This is a genomic window from Marinactinospora endophytica (genome assembly GCF_054780875.1).
This window is the reverse complement of the sequence record NZ_BAAGVM010000007.1, coordinates 142,053-163,293: the sequence shown is the minus strand read 5'-3', so window position 1 is coordinate 163,293 and position 21,241 is coordinate 142,053. Positions and strand designations below refer to the sequence as shown.

Below are 21,241 nucleotides of genomic sequence, written 5' to 3'. Positions count from 1 at the left end.
TGCTACATAAGTGCTAGCATCAAGCATGGAAGAGCGTCAAGGGAATTCACAGAGGACCATGACAGAACGAGGACGAGGGCGCCCACGACGCTTCGACACGGCGGCGGCGCTCAAGATCGCGATGGAGCTCTTCTGGGAGCACGGATACGAGGGAACGTCGCTGAGCATGCTCACCTCGGCGATGGGGATCACCCCCACGAGCCTCTACGCCGCGTTCGGCTCCAAGGAGGAGCTGTTCCGCTCGGCGGTGGAGCTGTACAACTCGGCCAGCGAGTCGCCGACCAGCCGCGCGCTGGAGTTGCGTCCCACGCGCCGGGCGATCGAGACGATGCTCCGGGAGAACGCCGAGGCCTACGTCGATCCGGGCAACCCGCGGGGATGCATGGTGGTGCTGGCCGGTCTCAACCTCGGTGTCGGCCACGAGCACATCGGCGGCTATCTCGCCGAGTGCCGCCGTAACGACCACGCCAGGATCCGCGAGCGCATCGAGCAGGGCATCGCCGAGGGCGACCTCCCCCTGGGCCTGGACGCGGCCTCGACCGCCTCGTTCGCCCTCACCGTTCTCCAGGGGCTGTCCATCCAGGCCCGGGACGGGTGCACGGGGGAGGAGGCCCAGGCCGTCATCGACATCGCGATGAAGAGCTGGGACGAGATCGTCCGCCAGGCCGAGGAGGCGGCCTCCCCGTTCGCCACGGGGTCTCCCGGCCCCGCGGACGCGGAGGAGCCCGGAACGGGTCTTCCGTCCGGGCCCCTCTGAGCGGCGGGCAAGTGGTGGCGCGGGGCCGGCCGGCGCCTCCCGCGGCCACGCCCCGGCCGTGCCCGTCCGCCGTCACATCTGCGCGATGCCGTACTTCTCGGCGGCGATGCGCATCGCGTTCTCGACGTGGGCGGCGAACTGCTCCGGCGGCGGGGCCGGCTCACCCGGCACCACCTCCTGGCCGATCTCCATGAAGAACTCCTCGAACCCGCTGGGCGTGAAGAGCATGAGCATCCGCGCGGGTTCGTCCGAGATGTTCTTGAAGCAGTGGATCGAGCCACGCGGCAGCAGGAGGAAGGACCCCTTCTCCGCGATGAACGTCCGGTCGTAGTCGGTGATTTCGAGTGTCCCCTCCAGGAGGTAGAACATCTCGTCCTCGTTCTGGTGCAGGTGGAGGGGCGGGCCGCTGCCCGGCGGGATCTCCGCCTCCATGACGCCGAGGCCGCCATGGGTGTCCTTGGTGCCGGCCTTCAACGTGTAGCGGTCGCCGCTGAAGGCCCACACGCTCTGCCCCTCTCCGGGGGCGACGTGTACCGCCCGCACCTTGCCCTCTTCGCTCAACACCCGCTCCTCTCCGTCGACTGCCTTGAGGGAAAGCATTCATCGGGGGAGGAGCCCCCGGCATCGCGCATCCTCGCCATTCACACTCCGCCACGGACGCGGGCCACAACCATGTGTCATCACCTAGTTACAAAAACACACATATAAGACAAATCGCATAAATACGCGATTCGGCCGTCTCCTGACTTCCGCGACTCTTGGGGCTCCACCATCCCTTGGATCCGCCCGCGGTTCGCGAGGACGCCCCCATGACTCCCATGCAACCGGACCACGGTGGACGTACGTGCCGGCGACGGACGGGCGGATTCCGACACACCAGAAGGCGTCCATTCCCATGAACGGTATTTCCCGACGTGGACTGCTCACCTGGTCGGCGCTGACCGGAAGCGCGGTCGCCTCAGGAGCCCTCGTCACGCCAGGACTCGCGACGGCCTCCACGGCACCCGACCACAGCCGCACCTCCCCGATCACCACCGTCGGCCCCAGCGATCCCCGCTACCCGGCCCTGACCCGCGGACAGAACCAGCGGTGGGTGAGCACCCCCGAGCAGGTCCACATCCCCCGCACCACCAAAGAGGTGGTCACGGCCGTCTCGAAGGCCGTGAGCAGCGGAAAGAAGATCTCCGTGCGCAGCGGAGGGCACTGCTACGAGAACTTCGTCGACCGGCCCGACGTCCAGGTCATCATCGACATGTCGCAGATGACGGCCATCGACTGGGACTCCGCGAAGTCCGCGATCAGTGTGGAGGCCGGCGCCCCACTCGGCGACGTCTACTACACGCTGTTCAAGCGGTGGGGGATCACGCTTCCCGGCGGATCCTGCTACACCGTGTGCGCCGGCGGCCACGTGCTCGGCGCCGGTTACGGGGGACTCAGCAGGGAACACGGCCTGATCAGCGACCATCTGTACGCGGTGGAGGTCGTGGTCGCCGACGAGAACGGCGTCCGGGCCGTCACGGCCACCCGGGAGCAGGGCGACCCCAACCGCGACCTGTGGTGGGCGCACACCGGAGCGGGCGGGGGAAGCTTCGGAATCGTCACCCGGTACTGGTTCCGCTCCCCCCAGGGCGGTTCCACCCCCAAGACCGCGTTGCCCGCCCCACCGCGGGAGGTCTGGGTCCACCGCTCCCAATGGGCGTGGAAGGACATGACACAGGCCGGCTTCACCAGGCTCCTCCGCAACTACGGGAGCTGGCTGGAGGACAACAGCGCGACCGGGAGCCCCTACACCGGCCTGTTCTCCCGGCTGGAGCTCACGACCGTGGGGTCCGGCGCCTTCCACCTGGTGGTGCAGATGGACGCCGGCAAACCCGACGCCGAGGCGCTGCTCAACGCGTTCCTCGCCGCGGTCAACGCGGGGGTGGGCGTCCAGGCGACGGTGACCGACCACCGCAGGATGCCCTGGCTGCACGCCTCGGGGTGGCCGGGCATGTGGATGAGCAACCCGACCGACCGCTACAAGTACAAGTCGAGCTTCCACCGTCGTGGTTTCACCGACGCGCAGATCTCGGCCTTCTACGAGAAGCTCACCGCGACCGACTACGCGCAGCCGCCCTTCGTCGTGTCCATCGCCTCCTACGGCGGCCGGATCAACACGCTCGCCCCCGGCGACACCGCACACGCCCACCGCGACTCGGTGATGCTCCTCCTGTGGGGGACGGCCTGGCAGAGCTCCGCCGACGACGACCTCCACCTCGGCTGGCACCAGGACTTCTACCGCGCCGTCTACGCCGACACCGGTGGTGTCCCCGTCCCCAACGAGAACACCGACGGCTGTTTCATCAACTACTGCGACATCGATCTGTCGGACGGGGGGCTGAACACTTCCGGCGTCGCGTGGCACGACCTCTACTACAAGGAGAACTACGCGCGCCTCCAGCAGGTCAAGCAGAACTGGGACCCCGATGACGTCTTCCGGCACGCCCAGTCCATCCGACTCCCCTGAGCGCGTGGGGGCGTGCCGGGCCGACGCCCCGGCACGCCCCGCCCGGGCGGAGCGTCCCGTCAGCCGGCGGGCAGGAGCCCCCGTCTCGGCCGCCAGCCGAGGAGAGCCCGCACGGCCCGGCTGTCCACACGCTGGGACGGGGGTTCGGACGGCGTGGAGGGGTCCCACACGGGAGGTGCGGCCCCGACCGACGCGGCCAGCGCGGCGTAGTACTCCGCCGCGCGCACGGGCTCCGCTGCCACGTTGAGGATCCGCCCCGCGGCCGGCCGTCCCAGCGAGGCGACCACGGCGTCGGCGAAGTCGGCGACGTGCACCATGGAGAGGAACGCGCGCCCGTCCCCAGGAAGACGGAGCTCCCCACGCGCCAGTTGGTCCATGTGGGTGTCCTGCAGGGTGCCCGGCCCGACGAACCGGGCGCCGCGCAGCACGGTCCAGGACACCTCGCCGAGGGGTAGCGCCGTGATCGTCGCCTCCAGCTCCGCGACCGGTCCCACGATCGCCTCCCTGCGGGGCGTGGGGTCGAAGGGGGTTTTCTCGTCCAGCCAGGTATCACCACCGTCTCCGAAGGCCATGGTGATGCTCATCTGGACCACGCGCGTCACCCCGGCCCGGAGCACCGCCTCCGCGAGACGGCGGGTCCCCTCGGTCCGCACCCGGCTGTTGGTCTCCCAGGCTCCGGGGGCGGTGGGACTCCTCGGCATGCTGGTGGCGAGGTTGACCACCGTGTCGTGGCCGGTCAACGCCGAGGACAGGTCCAGGTCCGGGTCGAGCAGGTCGCCGCGGAGGGGGGTGACGCCGTCCGGCAGCCGCTCCAAGCGGTCCGGCGCCATCACGGTGACCTCATGGCCCTGGGAGGTCAGAAGGGGGACCAGCTCTCTTCCGAGCACTCCCGTGGCACCGACCGCGAAGATCCTCATGTCCCATCACCCGCTTTCTTCTCGTCGGCGGCACGGAGCCGCCCGTCGCACAGGGCCCTCACGGCCGGCCGAGGAGGTGGGCGACCTCCTTGAGGAAGCGGGGCAGCCCTCCTGGTTCGCGGCCGGTGAGGCGCAGGACCCCGGAGGTGACCTCCTCCGCCTCACCGGCGCGGATGCTGCCGTACAGCTCCAGACGCGCTTGCACCGCCCAATCGGGCACGCCCCGGGCGCGCATGTTCGCCGCCGTCTCCTCGGGGGTGACCTCCACGTAGCGGACGTCGGACCCGATGACTTCGGCGACGGACGCGGCGATCTCGTCATAGCCCAACGCGACCGGTCCGGTCAGTTCGTGGATACCGGCACCGCGCCGGGGGTCGAGCAGGGCGTGGTAGGCCGCCAGGGCGATGTCACGGGCGTCGATCATGCTCACCCGGGCGTCCCCCATCGGCAGCTCGATCCTGCCCCTACCGGCGATCCCGGCCCGCCACTGCAGGATGTTCTGCATGAACGTGTTGGGGCGCAGGATCGCGTGGGACAGGCCCGAAGCGGACAGCTCGGCGTCGGAGGCGGCGTGTTCGCGGTGGACGGTCACCGGTGAGTCCGGGTCCGCGCCGAACGCCGACACCTTGACGACGTGTTCCACCCCCGATTCGACCGCCGTCCTGAGAAGGGCGATCTGCGCGAGGTCCTGCCTCGGCCGCAGGGGGGTGAGCAGGAACAGCGCGCGCACTCCCTCGAACGCGCGCCGCACGGCCTCCCGGTCGTCCAGGTCCGCCCGCACCACCGTCCCACCTGAGGGGACCACGGAGCGGGTCCGCGGCCGGACGAGGAGGCGAGGCTCCAGCCCTGCCCCGACCAGCTCCGTCACGAGTGACCGGCCCACCGTTCCGGTGGCCCCGGTCACCAGGATCTCTCCGCGCCCCCACGGCGCGTTCTCCCGTTTCCGCTCCGTCATCCCGCCACCAGGGCGGACGCGGTGATGTCCCTCAGCTCGTCCGAGGGCCGGCCGTTCAGCGCGCTGTCGGCGAGCAGCTCACCGAGGAGGGGCGCCATCTTGAAGAGGTTGTGTCCGGTCGTCGCCGTGACACCTGGAACGTTCCAGACGCCGAACGCGTCGCTCCCTCCGGGGAGTTTGGTCATGACGCACACCCTGATGCCCACGGGCTCGGGGACCAGGCCGGGCATGGCCCTCTCAACGTACTCGGTGAGCCGGCGCACGTGGGACTCCATCTCCGTCCCCGGGGGGAGCCCGTCGTTCATGTCGACGTCGACCCCCTGGCCGATCAGCCCCACCACGAACTCATCGGTGCCTCCGATAAGGGAGCCGTAGACGGTCTCGCCGAACTCGCCGCTGCGGTCGACCCAGCACGGGATCGGGGTTGCCTGGTAGCCCTCCCGCACGCGGTAGTGGGGCCGGGTGTGCAACGCCTGGTCGAGGGGGATCTCCAGGCCGACCCCCGCAGCGAGGCGAGGGGTCTCCGTGCCCGCGCAGATCACGACGTGGCGGGCCCGGTAGATGGCGTCCTCGGTGTGCAGTTCCACGCCCTCCCCGTCATCGGGGATGGTCACGCCGTGGACGTCCTGCCGCCTGATCCGATCGCCGACCCAGCCCTGGAGCGCCTTGATGGTGGAGCGGGTCCGGATCGCTCCGGAGGTGGGGTCCACCAGCAATGGGCCGGACACCGGGGCGAGCGGGCCGAAGACGGTCGTGACCTTCTCCGGTTCCACCCACTCGTGGCGGACGTCGTGGATGCGCAGCCCCTCGGCGTCCGCCTCGGACATCCCCGCGTACGCGGTCCCCTCGGGGCCGATGAGGACCCGGCCGCTGCGCTCCTCCCACCGGCGCCACAGGGCGAGCGAGTCGGCCGCCATCCGCACCAGGCGGGGATCATCGTGGCGATGGCGGAACGACCGTGTCCGCCCACCGGACTGGCCCTGTCCCGGCGTGCGCCCGTCGAAGCACACCACGTCCACCCCGCGGCGCCGCAGAGCGTCCGTGGTCGCAAGGCCCAGCACTCCCGCTCCGATGACCACGGTGTCGAGCCGCTGCCGAAAACCCTTCATCCCTGTTCCTCTCCGTGTCTCCCGCACCTCATGACGCTCTGTGCAGTCTCTTCGGCGAGGAGGCGCGGGACGTCCCGCGTTCTCGGGATTTCACGATGGGGGAGGGAACGGACATCCTTCCCGCACCGACGGGTCCCTCGGCCAGGACCCAGATGGCGAGAAGCCGGGATGTGCCCATGGAACACCGCGGAGATAGTGAGGGGACACGGCGCGCGGCCACCCCGGCCGAGATGACGAAGCCGCAGGAACCCGTCAAGGAGCACCCATGAGTGAGAACACCAATGTCGTCGGGCCGGACTTCCTCACCCTCCAGGTCCGGGACCTGGAGCGTTCGACGCGCTTCTACACCGAGCTCGTCGGTTTCGTAACCGTTCCGTCGAAGGTGCCCAACGCGGCCGTGCTGGGGGCCGAGCCCATCCGCATCGCCCTGCGGCAGGCCACCGACGACCTGGACTCGGTGGAGCGGCTCGGCTGGGGAATCGTCGTGTGGATCAAGGCGGAGGACCCCGACAAGCTCGCGGAGCGGCTGCGGGCCGAAGGGGTCCGGATCGTCAAGCCGCTGTGCGACGGTTCGTGCGGCCGGGAGTTCATCTTCGAGGACCCCGACGGATACCGGATCACCATCTACGAAGGCCAGCCCGGCTGACCCGCTGAGCGGGACGGGCGCGAACTCCCCGCCGGTGCCGTCACCGCCGTGAGCCTGCGGCGGATGCCCTCTGTTCCCGGGATCGCGGGACCGGACCCGGTATGGGGCTGGACGGCCCTGGTTCCCGCGAGGACGCCGAGCCGGCCGCCATGGCCGGCTCGGCCGGACCTGGTCATGTCCGGGATGCCGCCCCGCGATCCGGCTCAGCGGTCGCCGACGGTGAAGCGCGTCCGCCGGTGGGCGGGACGCTCGATCTCGTCGAGGATGGCCACGGCCATGGTGCCGGTGCTGGTGTGGGACGTGCCGTCGGAGGCGACCAGCAGCTCGTCGGAGCCCAGGACGACCTCGGTGGCCTCGCCGGGGGCGAACAGCGCGGAGGGGGAGACGCCGACCCAGTCGACGTCGGTGACCGTGCGCAGGTAGTCGAGTTCCTTGAGCTGGTTCTCCGGGATCGCGATCCACGCCTCGGCGCCGGGGGTGGTGCGGAGGTCCTCGACGAACAGGTGGCCGTCCTCGCCGGTGCGCAGGCTGCCTGCGCCGAGGATGAAGACCAGTCGCGGGCCGGCCTGTCCCCGGACGCGTTCGACAAGGGCGCGCGCCAGATCGACGTGCAGGTGCGCCAGGTCGGGCGCGGTGCCGAAGGCGTTGACCACGACGTCGAAGGCGCCCAGGTCCGCGCCGGTGAGGTCGAACGCGTCACGTTCGAGGACGGGGACGTCGGTGCCGAGCGTCGTGCCCGCCTTGGCCGCGTCGCGCACGATGGCCGTCGTCTCGTGGCCGCGCTTGACGGCCTCGGCGACGAGGGCGCGTCCGGCGTTTCCGGTCGCCCCGATGATGCCGATCCTCATGGGATCCCCTCCTGTTGTTGTTCGACGCCGACTCCGGGAGCGCACCGGCGGTAGCCGGATCCGGGTCGGACCGAGACCAATTTACACTGCAGAATCCACAGCGCTGCTGTTTCCACACCGCACCGTCTGTTCCTTCGCTCACTACCCGGCACACGGTGTTGCGCCGCTCCGCTCCTCCCCAAAACCGGTCCCGGCGGCCGGCCGCGCCGCTCCCCCGCCTCTCCCGGGCGGCGGCAAACCGGCCACAGGGGTACGCCCACGGGGCGTGCCGGTCTACCGGACGCCGCGCGGCTCCGTCCCCCTCGGCCACCGCGGGAACCGTCGTCCGCCGCGCACGGTCGGCGGGGGATCAGGCCGGACCGGCCCCGTTCCGCCGAGATCACGACGTACGCGGTGGACCGGGACGCCCCACCGTCTCCCCGGGTGGTCCGACCGCGCTCCCCGGTTCGGCCACGGTCTCGGGCGGACGCCGTGCCGGCGCCCGCCGCCGGGGCGAGGTCCCGTGCTCCGGGCCGACCCACCTCGGGCGACCGTCCCGTCAGGCCACCCCCTCCGTCCGGCCCGGCGCGGCCACCGGATCGTGCATCTCCTCCAGACTGCGCCCCGCGGTGCGCAGGCCGAAGGCCGCCAGGATGAGGGCGCCGCCCAGGAGCAGACCGCACAGCATCGTGAACACGCCACCGAACCCGAGGTCGGCGTAGAGGTAGCCGATCGTGACCGGCGCCAGGATGCTGCCGACCCGGGCGGTGGCGCTGGCGACCCCCATGCCGGTGATGCGCAGGGACGTCGGGTAGATCTCGGAGGTGTAGGCGTAGAGCGGTGAGGCGGTGCCGTTCATGAAGAACGAGAGCCCGACCGTGCAGCAGAAGACCGTCACGACGCTGTCGGCGACGACGAGCCCCGCCGCGCAGCCGACGCCGCCGAGCAGGAACAGCACGATGGTCCACTTGCGGTCGATGCGCTCGCTGATGACGGCCGCCAGGTAGTAGCCGGGGATCTCGGCGACGGCCCCGGCCAGGGTGAACGCGAAGCTCGTGGAGATGGCGAACCCCTGAAGGACGAGCAGCGTGGGCAGCCAGGTCCCGTAACCGTACTGGGCGGCCTGAAAGGCGAACCACAGCAGGCACACCACGGTGCTGCGCCGCGCCATCCCCGGCCCCCACAGAGCGGCCAACCGGCGCAGGGCCGAGGTCCGCTCGACCGTCGCGGCCCCCGAGTCGCGGGCCGTCACGCCGGCCGCCGCGACGGGCTCGACCACGGCTCCCGCCCGCTCGGCCTCCCGCTCGAATTCCTCGACGATCTCGCGCGCCTCGTCGAGGCGCCCCTGGGCGATGAGGAAGCGCGGCGACTCGACCATCGAGCGGCGCCACCACAGCAGGAGGAGCACCGGCGCGGCGCCGAACAGGCACGCGATCCGCCACCCGGTCTCGGGGGCGGGACTGATGACGGTGACGGCGGTCAGGCCGGCCAGGACGTGTCCCACGCCCAGGAACATCATGGTCCGGCCGATGCCGCGCCCCCGCTCCCGGCTGGGCAGCAGCTCCGACACGTAGGGCACGATCACCGTCGCCTCGGCGCCGATCCCGATACCGCTGAGGATCCGCCACAGGATGAGTTCCCCCGGTCCTGACGCGGTCGCCGCGAGCAGCGTGAACACCACGTAGACGAGGAGGGCGTACATCAGGACCCTGCGGCGTCCGATGCGGTCGGCGAGGGCGCCGGCGATCAGCGCGCCGATGAGGAAGCCGACGAACACCGACGCCAGGACCCATCCGGACGTCGCCGAGTCCAGGGCCCACAGGGCCACGACCGCCGAGGCCGCGTAACCGAGGAGCACCCCGTCGTAGGACTCGAACATGTAGCCCATCCCGCCCTGGAGCATCAGCCGGCGATGGGGACGGGACAGGGGAAGGCGGTCGAGCCGGGCCAGAAGTTCGGTTCCACCGGAAACCGGCGTCGATGCGTCCACGGACCGCTCCTCACCGGACCGAGAGCCGATCCCATCCGAAGAAACCAGACACTCTGTCCATTAGCTGACGTGACGCACGCAATATAAGCTAGATCACACTCAGGGCTCAAGAGGTGGAAACGGGGACGTCGGAGCAGCAGAAAGGGTCCGGCCGTCCCACCAGGGGCGGGACCGGCCGGACCCGTGACCGTCGAACGCGGTGCGCGCTCAGCCGGGGACGTCGAATCCGCTGGCCCAGTAACGGCCGCGCAGGGCGAGGTCGAGCAGCATGCGCACCACCTCCTCGGCCGGCATCGGCGGGGTCTCGTGGGCGACCCACCACTGGAGGACGGCGACCTGCTCGCCGACCCACACCCGGGCCAGCAGGTCCGGATCGATGCGCGGGGTGACGCCGTTGCGCTCGGCGCGCACCCGGAACTCCATGGCGGTGACCCTCGCGCACGAGTCGATGAACATCCGCAGCGGCCGCCCGTCCCCCTCCCCCTGGAGCACGATCCGGTAGAGGTCCCGCTCGTCGCGCGCGTGGCGCAGCAGCTCCAGCAGCGGCCGCCCGGTGAAGCCGACCGTGCTCTCGGTGACGGCCGGCCGCATCCGCTCGTCCAGGTCGGCCAGGAGGTCGGAGGTGACCCGGGCGAACAGGTCGTCCTTGCCCTGGAAGTGGCTGTAGAAGGTGGCGCGCGCCACGTCGGCGCGCTCGGCGATGTCCTCGACCGTCAGGGCGCCGAACCCGCGTTCCAGCACCAACGCCACCAGGGCCTCGCGCAGCGCCCGCCGCGTGCGCCGGGTGCGCCTGTCCTCCGCCATCGTCACCTCTCGTCGCCGTGCGGGGCCGCGACCTTCTCCGGCCGACCTCAAGCCCCGTCCAGTGTAGGAAGGCTTGACACCTAGACAGCTACTGAACAGACTGTCCGAAAACATTCACCTTGTCAGGCAAATTGGCTCCGGAGGCGTCGATGAACCTGGGCGGTTACCTCACCCGCAGCGCGCGGTACTGGCCCGACGAGCCCGCACTCGTCTGCGGCCCGCGCACCTGGACCTACCGGGAGCTCGACGCGACCACCGATCGCCTCGCCTCCGCCCTCACCGACCACCTCGGACTCGGCCGGGGGGACGCGGTCGCGGCCCTCGCCTGGAACCGCGGGGAACTGGTCGAGATCGAGTTCGCCCTCTACAAGGCCGGTCTGCTGCGGGTCCCGATCAACGCGCGGCTCGGGCCCGGCGAGATCGAGCACATCCTGCGCGACGCCCCCGTGCGCGCCCTGCTCTTCGACACCGCCCACCGCGACATCGCCCTGGCCGCCATCGCCGGGGCGGACACGGGCTGCGTCCCGGTCCGCATCGACACCGATGAGGCGGCACCCGCCCCCGCGTCGGGCGAGCTGTCCTACCAGGCCCTGGTGCGGGCGGGCCGGGAGGGCACGGTGGCCGTCGAGGTCGGTGACGATGATCCGGCCGTCCTGAACTTCACCTCCGGCTCGACCGGAAAACTGAAAGCGGCCGTCCAGACCTTCGGCAACCGGCTCGCCAACATGCGCAAGCAACTGATGAGCCAGGAGTCGCGCCTGGGACCGGGCACCCGCTACCTCGCCTGCGGGCCGATCACCCACGCCACCGGGATGAACCTGCTCAGCGGGGTGTTCGGCGGGTCGACCACCCACGTCCTGCCCTCCTGGAGCCCCGAGGCGTTCCTCGACACCGTCGAGCGCGAGCGCATCACCGCGACCTTCCTGGTCCCCGCCATGCTCAACATGGTGCTCGCCCACCCCGAAGCGGCCGACCGGGACCTGTCCAGCCTGACCAGCGTGCGTATCGGCGGAGCGCCGATCTCGCCGCGGCGCCTCCGCGACGCCGTCGCCCTGTTCGGTCCGGTCGTCGCCCAGGGGTACGGCCTGGCCGAGACGACCAGCGTGGTGGCCGGCCTGAGCCGCGAGGAGGTGGCCCGGGCGGTGGCCGAGGACCCCGAACTGCTGCGCTCGTGCGGGCGGGCCGCCTACGACACCGAGATCCGCGTGGTCGACGAGGAGGGCCGCGAGGTCGCCCCGCGCGAGGTCGGCGAGATCATCGTCCGCGGTCCCGACTGCGTGACGCACTACTGGAAGGACCCGGAGCTGACGGCGCGCACCTTCCGCGACGGCTGGGTGCACACCGGCGACCTGGCCTGGATGCGCGAGGACGGTTACCTGTTCATCGTGGACCGCAAGAAGGACATGATCATCTCGGGCGGGTTCAACATCTACTGCACCGAGGTGGAGGCCGCCCTGTACGACCACCCCGCCGTCGAGGAGGTCTGCGTCGTCGGGGTCCCCGACGAGATGTGGGGCGAGGCGGTGAAGGCCGTCGTCGTCCCGCGTCCCGGCCACGAGCCGACCGCCGAGGAGCTGATCGCCTTCTGCGCCGAACGCCTCGACCGCTTCAAGAAGCCCCGGTCGGTCGACTTCGTGTCCCGGCTCCCGCACAACCGCAACGGCAAGCTGGACCGCAGGGCGGTACGCGAGCCGTTCTGGGCGGACTCCGCGCGACGAGTGAACTGAACCGGACAGGAGCCCCACGATGACGTTCTCCCTGCGCCCCTCCTACCCCGACCCCGCACTGTCCGAGCTGGTCGAACGGCTGCGCGACTACCTGGACGGCGAGCTCGCCGACTACGAGCGCGAGCGCGGCATCACCCACACCTCCCGGCTGACCCGGGCCGACCTCGAACCGGTCTGGCGGCGCAGCCGCGAGCTCGGCTTCTACGGCGTCCACCTGCCCGAGGAGTACGGCGGCCGGGGCCTGTCCCTGACCGCGCTGGCCGCCCTCAAGGAGGAGGTCGGCGCGAGCGGCCGGGTGCTCGGCCACAGCGTCCTCGGGGACATGGGCGGACCGCTGCGCGCCGGCGACATCCTCCGGCACGCGACCGACCACCAGCTCGCCACCTACCTGATGCCCGTGGTGCGCGGGGAACGCGCCTGCTGTTTCTCGCTGACCGAGACCGACGCGGGCTCCGACGTCCGTTCGATGCGCACCACCGCGGTGCGCGACGGCGGCGGCTACCGGCTCACGGGGCACAAGGTCTTCAGCACCGCGGGCCCGTTCGCCGACTTCGCGATCGTCGTGGCCCGGATGGAGGGCGAGGAGGACGCCTTCTCCGCCTTCCTCGTCGACCTCGACAGCCCCGGATGCGAGGTCCGGGAGGGGGCGACGCCGATGTCGGGCGAGCACATCGAGAGCGACATCGTCTTGAAGGACTGCCACGTCCCCGCCGCCAACCTCCTCGGCCGGGAGGGCGAGGGGATGCGCATCGCCCTGGGCCGGGTCACCCGCAACCGGCTCCTGCACTGCCCGTCCGCGTTGGGGGCCGCGCGACGCGCCATCGAGCTGTCCCGCGACCGGGCCCTGTCCCGTACCGTCGCGGGGGGACAGCCGTTGATCGGCCTCCAGGCCATCCAGCACAAGCTGGCCGACATGGCGGCCACGTTCTACGCCGCGCGTTCGATGACCTACGCGGCGCTGGCCACCCTCGACGCGGGCGGGGACGCGCGCGCCGAGGCGTTCATGTGCAAGCTCTTCGTCGGGGAGACGGCCTTCCGCATCCTCGACGAGGCCGTGCAGATCCACGGCAAGGAGGGACTCACCCAGGGCAACGAGGTCGAGTACCTCTTCCGCAAGATCCGGATGTTCCGCGTCCTGACCGGGACGTCGGAGATCCAGCGCAACGGGATCGCCCGGGAGCTGGTCCGCCGGGCCCGTTGACCCTCCGGCACCGAGACAGAGAGGACGACCGATGGACCGCCCCTCCGCTCCGACCGAGCGCATCGCAGCGGCCAACCGGGCCGCGGCCGAGTCCGCGCCGGACGGTTTCGACGACGACCTGGCCGCGGCCCGGCGGGGGTTCGTCGCCGGGCCCGCGCGCCGCCGCATCGAGGACGCGGCGGGGCGCGTGGTGTGGGACTTCGACCGCTACCGATTCCTGGACGGGCGGCGCCCCGACTCGGTCCACCCCGGCCTGTGGGAGCAGGCGCGCCTGCTCGCCGAGGCGGGCCTGTTCGAGGTGGTCCCCGGCGTCTACCAGGTGCGCGGGTTCGACCTGTCCAACATGACGCTGGTCGAGGGCGAGCGCGGCGTGATCGTGATCGATCCGCTCATCAGCGTGGAGACCTCCCGGGCCGCCCTGGACCTGTATCGCCGGCACCGCGGCGACCGGCCGGTGACAGCGGTGGTGTTCACCCACAACCACGTCGACCACTTCGGCGGGGTGCTCGGCCTGGCCGACGCCGAGCGGTTCGCGTCGGGCGAGATCGAGGTCCTGGCGCCCGAGGGGTTCACCGAGCACGCCGTCAGCGAGAACGTCCACGCCGGCACGGTGATGAGCCGTCGCGCGGTGTTCATGTACGGCTCGGCGCTGGAGCCGGGTCCGCGCGGGCAGGTGGGCGTGGGGCTCGGGCTGGCGACCTCCACCGGCCGGGTCAGCCTGGTCCGTCCCACCGTGCACGTGGAGCGGACGGGACAGGAGCACACGGTCGACGGGGTGCGGATGGTCTTCCAGCTCGCCGCCGACACCGAGGCGCCCGCCGAGCTGAACTTCTTCCTGCCCGACCTCGCCGTGCTGTGCGTGGCCGAGACGGCCACGCACACCCAGCACAACCTGGGCACCCTGCGCGGGGCCCCGGTACGGGACGCGCGGGCGTGGGCGCGGTCGCTCACCGAGACGGTCGTCCTGTTCGGCGACCGGGCCGAGGTGCTCATCGCCGGACACCACTGGCCCACCTGGGGGGCCGAGGCGGTGGTGCGGTTCCTGTGCGAACAGCGCGACCTCTATGCCTACCTGCACGACCAGACGCTGCGGCTGATGAACCGGGGGCTGACCGCCCCCGACATCGCCGAGAACCTGGCCCTGCCCCCACGCCTGGAGCGCGCTCGGCACGCGCGCGGTTACTACGGTTCGACCAGCCACAACGTCAAGGCGATCTACCAGCGCTACATCGGCTGGTTCGACGGCAACCCGGCGCACCTGTGGCCGCACCCGCCCGTGGCCGCCGCTCAGCGCTATGTGCGGTTCATGGGCGGTGCCGACCGCGTCGTGGACATGGCGTGGGAGAGCTACGCCGCGGGTGACTACCGCTGGGTGGTCGAAGTGGTCGACCACGTCGTCCAGGCCGAGCCGGACCACGCCCGCGCCCGGGAGCTCCAGGCCGCGGCGCTGGAACAGCTCGGTTACGGCGCCGAGAACGCGACCTGGCGCAACTTCTATCTCACCGCCGCGCTGGAGCTGCGCACCGGTCGCCCCCACGCGCCGCGACGCTCCGCCGGCGGGGACCTGCTCGCCGCGTTGGAGCCCCGGCAGCTCTTCGAGGCGCTGGCCGTGCGTCTGGACGGTCCGCGCGCCGCCGGGCACACCCTCCACATCCTGTGGAGACTGCGCGACGACGCCGAGTACCACACCGTGCTGTCCAACGGCGTCCTGGTGCACGACGCCGCGAACCCCCTGCCCGGTTCACGCCCCGGACTGACCCTCGTCTTGGACCGGGCGATGCTGAACCGCATCGTCGCCCACCCCGCCTCCCTGCCCGAGCTGATCGCCGCGGGGGAGGTCGGGCACGAGGGTGATCTCCATCTGCTGGCCACGCTGTTCGGCCTGGTCGACAAGGCCCGACGGGACTTCCCCGTCGTCACCCCCGCGACCCGCCCGGCCGACGTCGGGGAATCGGGGGAGGAGACGGCGGCCCGGTAGCGGCCGTGGCGGGCGCGTCGCCGCCCGTGTCCCGCCGCTGAACGGCCCCTCCCGAGCGCCGTTCACCTGTTCTCCCGGCCGGTCGGTTCCCCGGCCGAACCGGCCGGGTCCACGGGCGCCCTCTCCTGCCACGGCGGGGCGGGCGCCCGCCCACCACCGGGGGCCGGGGGCGGCCCCGCTTCCCCGCCGGCTCTGGCGGCGGACCGCGCCCGGCCGCAGCGCGCGTCCCCGGATGACGGTCCGTGGACGAGAAGACGCGGACGGCGGGAAGAGGCCGGACGGCACCCCACGGCCGAGGGGCGCCGCGGCCGGCCGGGAGACACGGACGTCCGACTCCGAGCGCGTCCGCCGCGATGCGGAGACAACGCCGGTCCCATGGCCCCCGGGGGACGCTGCGCCCGGCTCCGGCCGCGCGGCCGCCCCCTCCGGGGTGGCTGCCCGATCCGCCCCGCCTCGGGAATCACCGGGCCGGACGGGCCCGCTCCCGGACCACACGCGCGGCAAAGGGCCTCCCCGCGAGGCCGGCCCCCTCCCCGTCCCGAGGGGGACGCCTCCGACACTGCGGCGCGTCACCGTACCGGGCGAGTGGCGTGGCCGCGCAAACCGGCTGCCTCCCACACCGAGGACCGTCAGACTGCTGCCACGGTCCCCGAGCGCGATGCCGGTGACCACGTCCATCCCATCGAGGAGCAGCATGCGAGCAGGCGACGTCGTCCAGGTGGCCGAAGGCGTCCACTTCGCCACCGGTAGCAACACCAACTGGGTCATCCTCGTCGAGGGGGCCGACCTCACCCTGATCGACGCCGGATATCCCGGCGACGCCGACGCGGTCGAGGCGTCCATCCGCTCGATCGGTCACCGTCCCGAAGCGGTGCGGGCGATCCTCGTCACCCACGCGCACGTCGACCACATCGGCTCGATCCCCCGCTTCCTCGCCCGTTATGACGTCCCCGTCTACATGGACGCCCGGGAGGTCCCCCACGCCCGGCGCGCCTACCTGGAGCAGGTCACCCCGGCCCAGATCCTCGCCAACGCCTGGCGTCCCGGCGTGCTGCCCTGGGCGGTGCACGCCGTGCGCACCGGCGGGCTCACCCACGTCGAGGTGCCGCAGGCCCGCGCCTTCCCCTCCGCCGGTGCCCTCGACCTGCCGGGGCGGCCGGTCCCGGTGCCCACCCCGGGGCACACGTCGGGACACTGCGCCTATCACCTGCCGGCGGTGGGCGCGCTGGTGACGGGGGACACCCTGGTGAGCGCGCACCCCACCTCGCGGTTGCGGGGCGGCCAGTGCCTGCCCGCCATGTTCAACCACGACGGCCCGGGCACGGTGCGGGCGCTGGAGGAACTGGAGGGTCTGGCGGCGGACCTGCTGCTGCCGGGACACGGTCCGGCCGTCCGGGGACCGGTCCGCGACCGCGTGGCCGAAGCGAGGGTGAACGCCACCCGACGGCGGCCGTGATCACCGTCGATCCGCCGACACGGGGCGCCACTCTTTGCAATTGCTCGCATGCAAACTGTAGTGTCTCCAGGTGAGAGCGGTACCCAATACCGCTTCTCGCACCATATGCCCTCGCATGTGTGTGGCGAGCGGGCCCTCAAGCGGCGTCCGGCGAGACGTCCAGGGGGGCTGAGGGCCCGCTCCTCCTCCAGCGGCGAGGGCGACGAGCGACGGAGATCGCCCCCACACGTCTCCTCCCTTCCCACACCACGTTCCGTAAACGGGCGATCGCACTTCTCTTCCCTTCTCTTTCGCGACCCCGCCGAACACGCCGTCCCAACGCCGGTCCGGCCTTCCGCGCCGGGAATGTCCGACAGGCGACCGGGTAGCGGCCGGTGAGACGCTCCCGCACCTGGGAGCCCGCATCCGTGAAGTCGAGGGTGGAGGCACCCGCGCGCACTCCACGAAGGGAACGACCATGGCGGACCTCGTCTCCGATCACGTCCTGAAACGCCTGCGGGAATGGGGGGTGGAGCACGTCTTCGGCTACCCCGGCGACGGCATCAACGGACTGCTCGCCGCCTGGGAGCGCGCCGACGACTCCCCCCGCTTCATCCAGGCCCGGCACGAAGAGCTGGCGGCGTTCGAGGCCACCGGTTACGCGAAGTTCTCCGGCCGTGTCGGCGTCTGCGTCGCGACGTCCGGGCCGGGCGCCATCCACCTGCTCAACGGGCTCTACGACGCCAAGCTCGACCACGTCCCCGTGGTCGCGATCGTCGGCCAGACCGCGCGCAGCGCGATGGGCGGCTCCTACCAGCAGGAGGTCGACCTGATGTCGCTGTTCAAGGACGTGGCCGGCGACTACCTACAGATGGTGACCGTCCCCGAACAGCTCCCCAACGTGCTGGACCGCGCCATCCGCATCGCCACGGCCCGGCGTACCGTCACCGCGGTCGTCATCCCCGCCGACGTCCAGGACCTGGACTACTCGCCTCCCGGCCACGAGTTCAAGATGGTCCCCTCCAGCCTCGGCGCGTCCTCGGGCGAGGTCGTCCCGCCCGCCGACGGGCTCGCGCACGCCGCGGAGATCCTCAACGCGGGCCGCAGGGTGGCCGTCCTGGCCGGTCAGGGAGCGCGCGGCGCCGCTCGGGAGCTGACCGAGGTCGCCGACGTGCTGGGCGCCGGGGTGGCCAAGGCGCTACTGGGCAAGGACGTCCTGCCCGACGATCTGCCGTTCGTCACCGGGGCCATCGGCCTGCTGGGCACCCGTCCCTCCTACGAGATGATGCGTGACTGCGACACCCTGCTCGTCGTCGGCTCCAGCTTCCCCTACAGCCAGTTCCTGCCCGACTTCGACCAGGCCCGCGCCGTCCAGATCGACGCGGACCCCGCCATGCTCGGCATGCGCTACCCGTTCGAGTGCAACCTTCCCGGCGATTCGGCCGCGACCCTGCGCGCGCTGCTTCCCCTGCTGGAGCGCGAGGAGGACCGGTCCTGGCGGAAGGGGATCGAGGACAACGTCCGACGGTGGTGGCAGGTGATGGAGCGGCGCGCCCACGTCACGGCCGACCCGATCAACCCCGAGCGGGTGTTCCACGAGCTGTCCCCGCTGCTGCCCGAGGACGCGATCGTCACCGCCGACTCGGGGTCCGCGGCCAACTGGTACGCCCGTCACCTGCGGTTCGGACCGGGAATGAGCGGCTCGCTGTCGGGCACGTTGGCGACCATGGGGCCGGGCGCGCCCTACGCCACGGGGGCGAAGTTCGCCCACCCCGGCCGTCCGGTGATCGCGCTGGTCGGTGACGGGGCGATGCAGATGAACGGCATCAACGAGCTGATCACCATGGGGCTGTACCACCACGAGTGGGAGGACCCGCGGATCGTCGTGGGCGTGCTCAACAACCGCGACCTCAACCAGGTGACCTGGGAGCTGCGGGCGATGGGCGGCGCCCCGCAGTTCCTGCCCTCACAGCGGCTGCCCGACTTCCCCTACGCGGCGTTCGCCGAGAGCATCGGCCTGCGGGGGATCCGGGTCGAGGATCCCGAGGAGGTGGCCGGCGCGTGGCGGAGCGCGCTCGCCGCCGACCGCCCCTGCGTGGTGGAGTTCGTCACCGACGGCGCGGTGCCCCCGATCCCGCCGCACGCCACCCTGGAACAGATGGAGAGCGTGGCCGCCGCCCTGGCCAAGGGCGATCCCGACGCCTGGTCGGTGGTCAAGGAAGGGGTCAAGGCCAAGGCGCAGGAGTTCCTGCCCGGCGGGAAATCGAGGTAACGGACCACCGTTTCCTCGGGGATTTCCCGACCTCTCCTTGCGTCACCCCAGGTGGGGGGTTAATTCACCGATGGGACCGACTCTTTGGGAACCGTCCCCGTATGACCACCGTTGCGTGGGGTGATCCGCCCCGCACGGCCGTGGACTCCCGTGGGGGCCGGATCGTCACTTTGCCGACAACGAGACAAGGAGACGGCATGGCCGTATCGGTGGACCTGGACGGTGTCGTGGACAAGGCCTGGGCCGACAAGGAGCTGGCCGAGGTGCTGGCCGCCCCGGTGAGTGCCCTGAAGGGCGTGTCCGAGCGCGACGGTGAGCTGCTGAAGGAGGCGTTCGGCATCGTCACGGTCGCCGACCTCGCCGCCAACAAGTACTTCGCCAACGCTTCGGCGCTGGCGGCGGTGGCGAAGGCCACCGGCGCCTGAGCGGTTCCGCGATGACAGAGGGGCCCTGCGGCTCGGACCTCCGCGGGGCCCCTCCCCTATCCTCCCTCAGCGGTCACCCCTTGTCCGCCCCCACCTCACCGGCGCCACGCGAACTCGCCTCGACCGGGACGAGCCGGACCTCGGTGATGGCCCGGCCGTCGGTGGCGCTGACGGTGGCCGTCCAGCCTCCCAGGTCGACCCGCTCCCCCGGCTCGGTGGGGATGTGGCCGAGCCGGGCGATGAGCAACCCGGCGATGGTGACGTAGTCGCCCTCGGGGGCGTCCGCGAAGGCGATGTCGAGGTCATCGAGGTCGTGCACCGGGAACGTGCCGGGCATCAGGATGGCCCCGTCGTCCAGCCGGGTGACGGTACGGATGTCGGAGTCGGTCTCGTCGTAGATGTCGCCGACGATCTCCTCCAACAGGTCCTCCAGGGTGACGATGCCCTGGGTGGAACCGACCTCCCCGATGACGAAGGCGAGCTGCTGGTGTTCGGCCGTCATGCGCTGCAGGGCCAGGGAGACCGGCAGGGAGTCGGGAAGCAGCAGCGGGACGCGCGCGAGCTCGCCGACACTCCCCGAACCGCGGAGCAGATCCGACCAGTGGACGACACCGACGATGTCGTCGAGGTCGTCGTCGGCGACCACCGGGGCGCGCGAGTGCCCACGCTCGGCGAGGACCCGAACGGCCTCGTCGGCGGGCAGGGCCGCGGGCAGGGCGTCCACGTCGCGACGTGGCACCAGGACCTGGCGTAGGCGGCGGTCGGTGATCTCGAACGCGCCGGACAGAATGGTGCGCTGTTCGGGAGCCAGCCCGCTCTGGGTGGAGATCAGGTCGCGCAGCTCCTCCTCGGTGACCTCGTCCCGGTTGGCCTTGGGGTCGCCCCCGGTCAGCCGCACCACCAGGTCGGTGGAGACGCTGAGCAGCCACACCGCCGGACGCGAGATCGCGGCCAGCAGGTTGAGCGGGCGCGCGGCCAGCAGCGCCCAGGTCTCGGCCCGCTGCATGGCGATGCGCTTGGGCGCGAGCTCGCCGAAGACCAGGGTGACGAAGGTCAGCACGATGGTGACCAGCACGATCGCCGCCGGGCTGGCGGCCGCACCCAGAACCCCGCTGAGGGGTTCGATCAGCGGCTGGGCCAGGGCGACGGCCGCGGTCGCCGACGCGAGGAACCCGGCCAGGGTGATCCCGATCTGGATGGTGGCCAGGAACCGGTTGGGGTCGCGGGCCAGCCGGGCCACCAGCCGCCCGCCCGCCCCCTGCTCCTCCAAGCGCTTCAGCTGCCCCTCCCGCAGCGTGATGAGCGCGATCTCGCTTCCGGCGAACGCCGCGTTCAACACGACCAGGACCAACACGAGGCCGATCTGGACCCCGTAGCTCTCCATGGGAACCCTCACCCCAACCGTTAGGACCGGAAAGTCCGGGATCTTCCCAGAAGCGACCCTCTTCACACTTGAGCGGCTGGAATGCGGACGGGAACCGGCTCGACCTGGACGATGGTCGCCCGTCCCGACGTCGAGGAGTTCCCGGACGACGTCCACCTGCTCGGTGTGGTGCGCGTTCTCCAGGGACATGCGGAGGAGGACCCACCTCAGGGGGACCGTCTCCCCGGACCAGGCGATACCGGTGTGGTCGGGGACGCGCCCGGCGCTCACCGACCGGCGACCTCCCGCGCACGCGCGTAGGACGCCAC

At 71.5% G+C, this 21,241-nt stretch carries 17 protein-coding genes; 9 read left to right on the top strand and 8 right to left on the bottom strand.

Features of this window, described 5'->3' with window-relative positions:
* Positions 1-58: 58 nt before the first annotated feature.
* The gene (locus ACYVHU_RS15105) at positions 59-757 is read left to right on the top strand and encodes a TetR/AcrR family transcriptional regulator (RefSeq protein WP_078761920.1); all 699 of its coding nucleotides are present in this window, start codon (positions 59-61) and stop codon (positions 755-757) included.
* A gap of 72 nt (positions 758-829) precedes the next feature.
* On the opposite strand, the gene ACYVHU_RS15100 is transcribed toward ACYVHU_RS15105, so the two are convergent.
* The gene (locus tag ACYVHU_RS15100) at positions 830-1,318 is read right to left on the bottom strand and encodes a cupin domain-containing protein (protein ID WP_159457261.1); all 489 of its coding nucleotides are present in this window, start codon (positions 1,316-1,318) and stop codon (positions 830-832) included.
* 334 nt (positions 1,319-1,652) lie between these two features.
* On the opposite strand from ACYVHU_RS15100, the gene ACYVHU_RS15095 reads away from it, so the two are divergent.
* Complete coding sequence (locus tag ACYVHU_RS15095) at positions 1,653-3,263, top strand: FAD-binding oxidoreductase (protein WP_078761922.1); 1,611 nt, start codon at positions 1,653-1,655, stop codon at positions 3,261-3,263.
* A 59-nt stretch (positions 3,264-3,322) separates the two neighbouring features.
* Here ACYVHU_RS15095 and ACYVHU_RS15090 read toward each other — a convergent pair whose 3' ends face one another.
* The 3 genes from ACYVHU_RS15090 to ACYVHU_RS15080 are packed head-to-tail and all read right to left on the bottom strand — an operon-like array spanning position 3,323 to position 6,244.
* A complete protein-coding gene (locus ACYVHU_RS15090) occupies positions 3,323-4,180 on the bottom strand; it encodes an NAD-dependent epimerase/dehydratase family protein (RefSeq protein ID WP_078761923.1) in 858 nt (285 codons plus the stop codon).
* A 58-nt stretch (positions 4,181-4,238) separates the two neighbouring features.
* The gene (locus ACYVHU_RS15085; RefSeq protein WP_078761924.1) at positions 4,239-5,135 is read right to left on the bottom strand and encodes an SDR family oxidoreductase; all 897 of its coding nucleotides are present in this window, start codon (positions 5,133-5,135) and stop codon (positions 4,239-4,241) included.
* Entirely contained in the window at positions 5,132-6,244 is a 1,113-nt protein-coding gene (locus tag ACYVHU_RS15080) for an NAD(P)/FAD-dependent oxidoreductase (protein WP_078761925.1), read from the bottom strand. The genes ACYVHU_RS15085 and ACYVHU_RS15080 overlap by 4 nt, the downstream gene beginning before the upstream one ends.
* 265 nt (positions 6,245-6,509) lie before the next feature.
* On the opposite strand from ACYVHU_RS15080, the gene ACYVHU_RS15075 reads away from it, so the two are divergent.
* Positions 6,510-6,890 (top strand): VOC family protein, encoded by a 381-nt coding sequence (locus tag ACYVHU_RS15075; protein ID WP_078761926.1) that lies wholly within the window; start codon positions 6,510-6,512, stop codon positions 6,888-6,890.
* A 203-nt stretch (positions 6,891-7,093) separates the two neighbouring features.
* Here ACYVHU_RS15075 and ACYVHU_RS15070 read toward each other — a convergent pair whose 3' ends face one another.
* From ACYVHU_RS15070 to ACYVHU_RS15060, 3 genes are all read right to left on the bottom strand, one after another.
* Positions 7,094-7,738, bottom strand: coding sequence for an NAD(P)-dependent oxidoreductase (locus tag ACYVHU_RS15070; protein ID WP_078761927.1), 645 nt, complete (start codon positions 7,736-7,738; stop codon positions 7,094-7,096).
* A gap of 538 nt (positions 7,739-8,276) precedes the next feature.
* Positions 8,277-9,707 (bottom strand): MFS transporter, encoded by a 1,431-nt coding sequence (locus ACYVHU_RS15065; RefSeq protein ID WP_078761928.1) that lies wholly within the window; start codon positions 9,705-9,707, stop codon positions 8,277-8,279.
* A gap of 207 nt (positions 9,708-9,914) precedes the next feature.
* Complete coding sequence (locus ACYVHU_RS15060; protein WP_078761929.1) at positions 9,915-10,511, bottom strand: TetR/AcrR family transcriptional regulator; 597 nt, start codon at positions 10,509-10,511, stop codon at positions 9,915-9,917.
* A gap of 119 nt (positions 10,512-10,630) precedes the next feature.
* Here ACYVHU_RS15060 and ACYVHU_RS15055 point away from each other — a divergent pair, with 119 nt between their 5' ends.
* From ACYVHU_RS15055 to ACYVHU_RS15030, 6 genes are all read left to right on the top strand, one after another.
* Positions 10,631-12,238, top strand: a complete 1,608-nt coding sequence (locus ACYVHU_RS15055) for an acyl-CoA synthetase (RefSeq protein ID WP_235000961.1) — start codon at positions 10,631-10,633, stop codon at positions 12,236-12,238.
* Positions 12,239-12,257: 19 nt separating this feature from the next.
* Complete coding sequence (locus tag ACYVHU_RS15050; RefSeq protein WP_078761931.1) at positions 12,258-13,439, top strand: acyl-CoA dehydrogenase family protein; 1,182 nt, start codon at positions 12,258-12,260, stop codon at positions 13,437-13,439.
* 31 nt (positions 13,440-13,470) lie between these two features.
* Positions 13,471-15,417 carry an alkyl/aryl-sulfatase gene (locus tag ACYVHU_RS15045; RefSeq protein ID WP_078761932.1) on the top strand — a complete coding sequence of 649 codons (1,947 nt, stop codon included), beginning with the start codon at positions 13,471-13,473 and terminating at the stop codon, positions 15,415-15,417.
* 694 nt (positions 15,418-16,111) lie between these two features.
* Positions 16,112-16,873 carry an MBL fold metallo-hydrolase gene (locus ACYVHU_RS15040; protein WP_498948801.1) on the top strand — a complete coding sequence of 254 codons (762 nt, stop codon included), beginning with the start codon at positions 16,112-16,114 and terminating at the stop codon, positions 16,871-16,873.
* Positions 16,874-17,330: 457 nt separating this feature from the next.
* Positions 17,331-19,124 (top strand): thiamine pyrophosphate-requiring protein, encoded by a 1,794-nt coding sequence (locus tag ACYVHU_RS15035; RefSeq protein WP_078761934.1) that lies wholly within the window; start codon positions 17,331-17,333, stop codon positions 19,122-19,124.
* Positions 19,125-19,321: 197 nt separating this feature from the next.
* Positions 19,322-19,549, top strand: a complete 228-nt coding sequence (locus ACYVHU_RS15030; protein WP_078761935.1) for a hypothetical protein — start codon at positions 19,322-19,324, stop codon at positions 19,547-19,549.
* A 73-nt stretch (positions 19,550-19,622) separates the two neighbouring features.
* Here the strand turns inward: ACYVHU_RS15030 and ACYVHU_RS15025 are convergent, their stop codons facing one another.
* Positions 19,623-20,933 (bottom strand): hemolysin family protein, encoded by a 1,311-nt coding sequence (locus ACYVHU_RS15025; RefSeq protein WP_078761936.1) that lies wholly within the window; start codon positions 20,931-20,933, stop codon positions 19,623-19,625.
* Positions 20,934-21,241 lie beyond the last annotated feature (308 nt).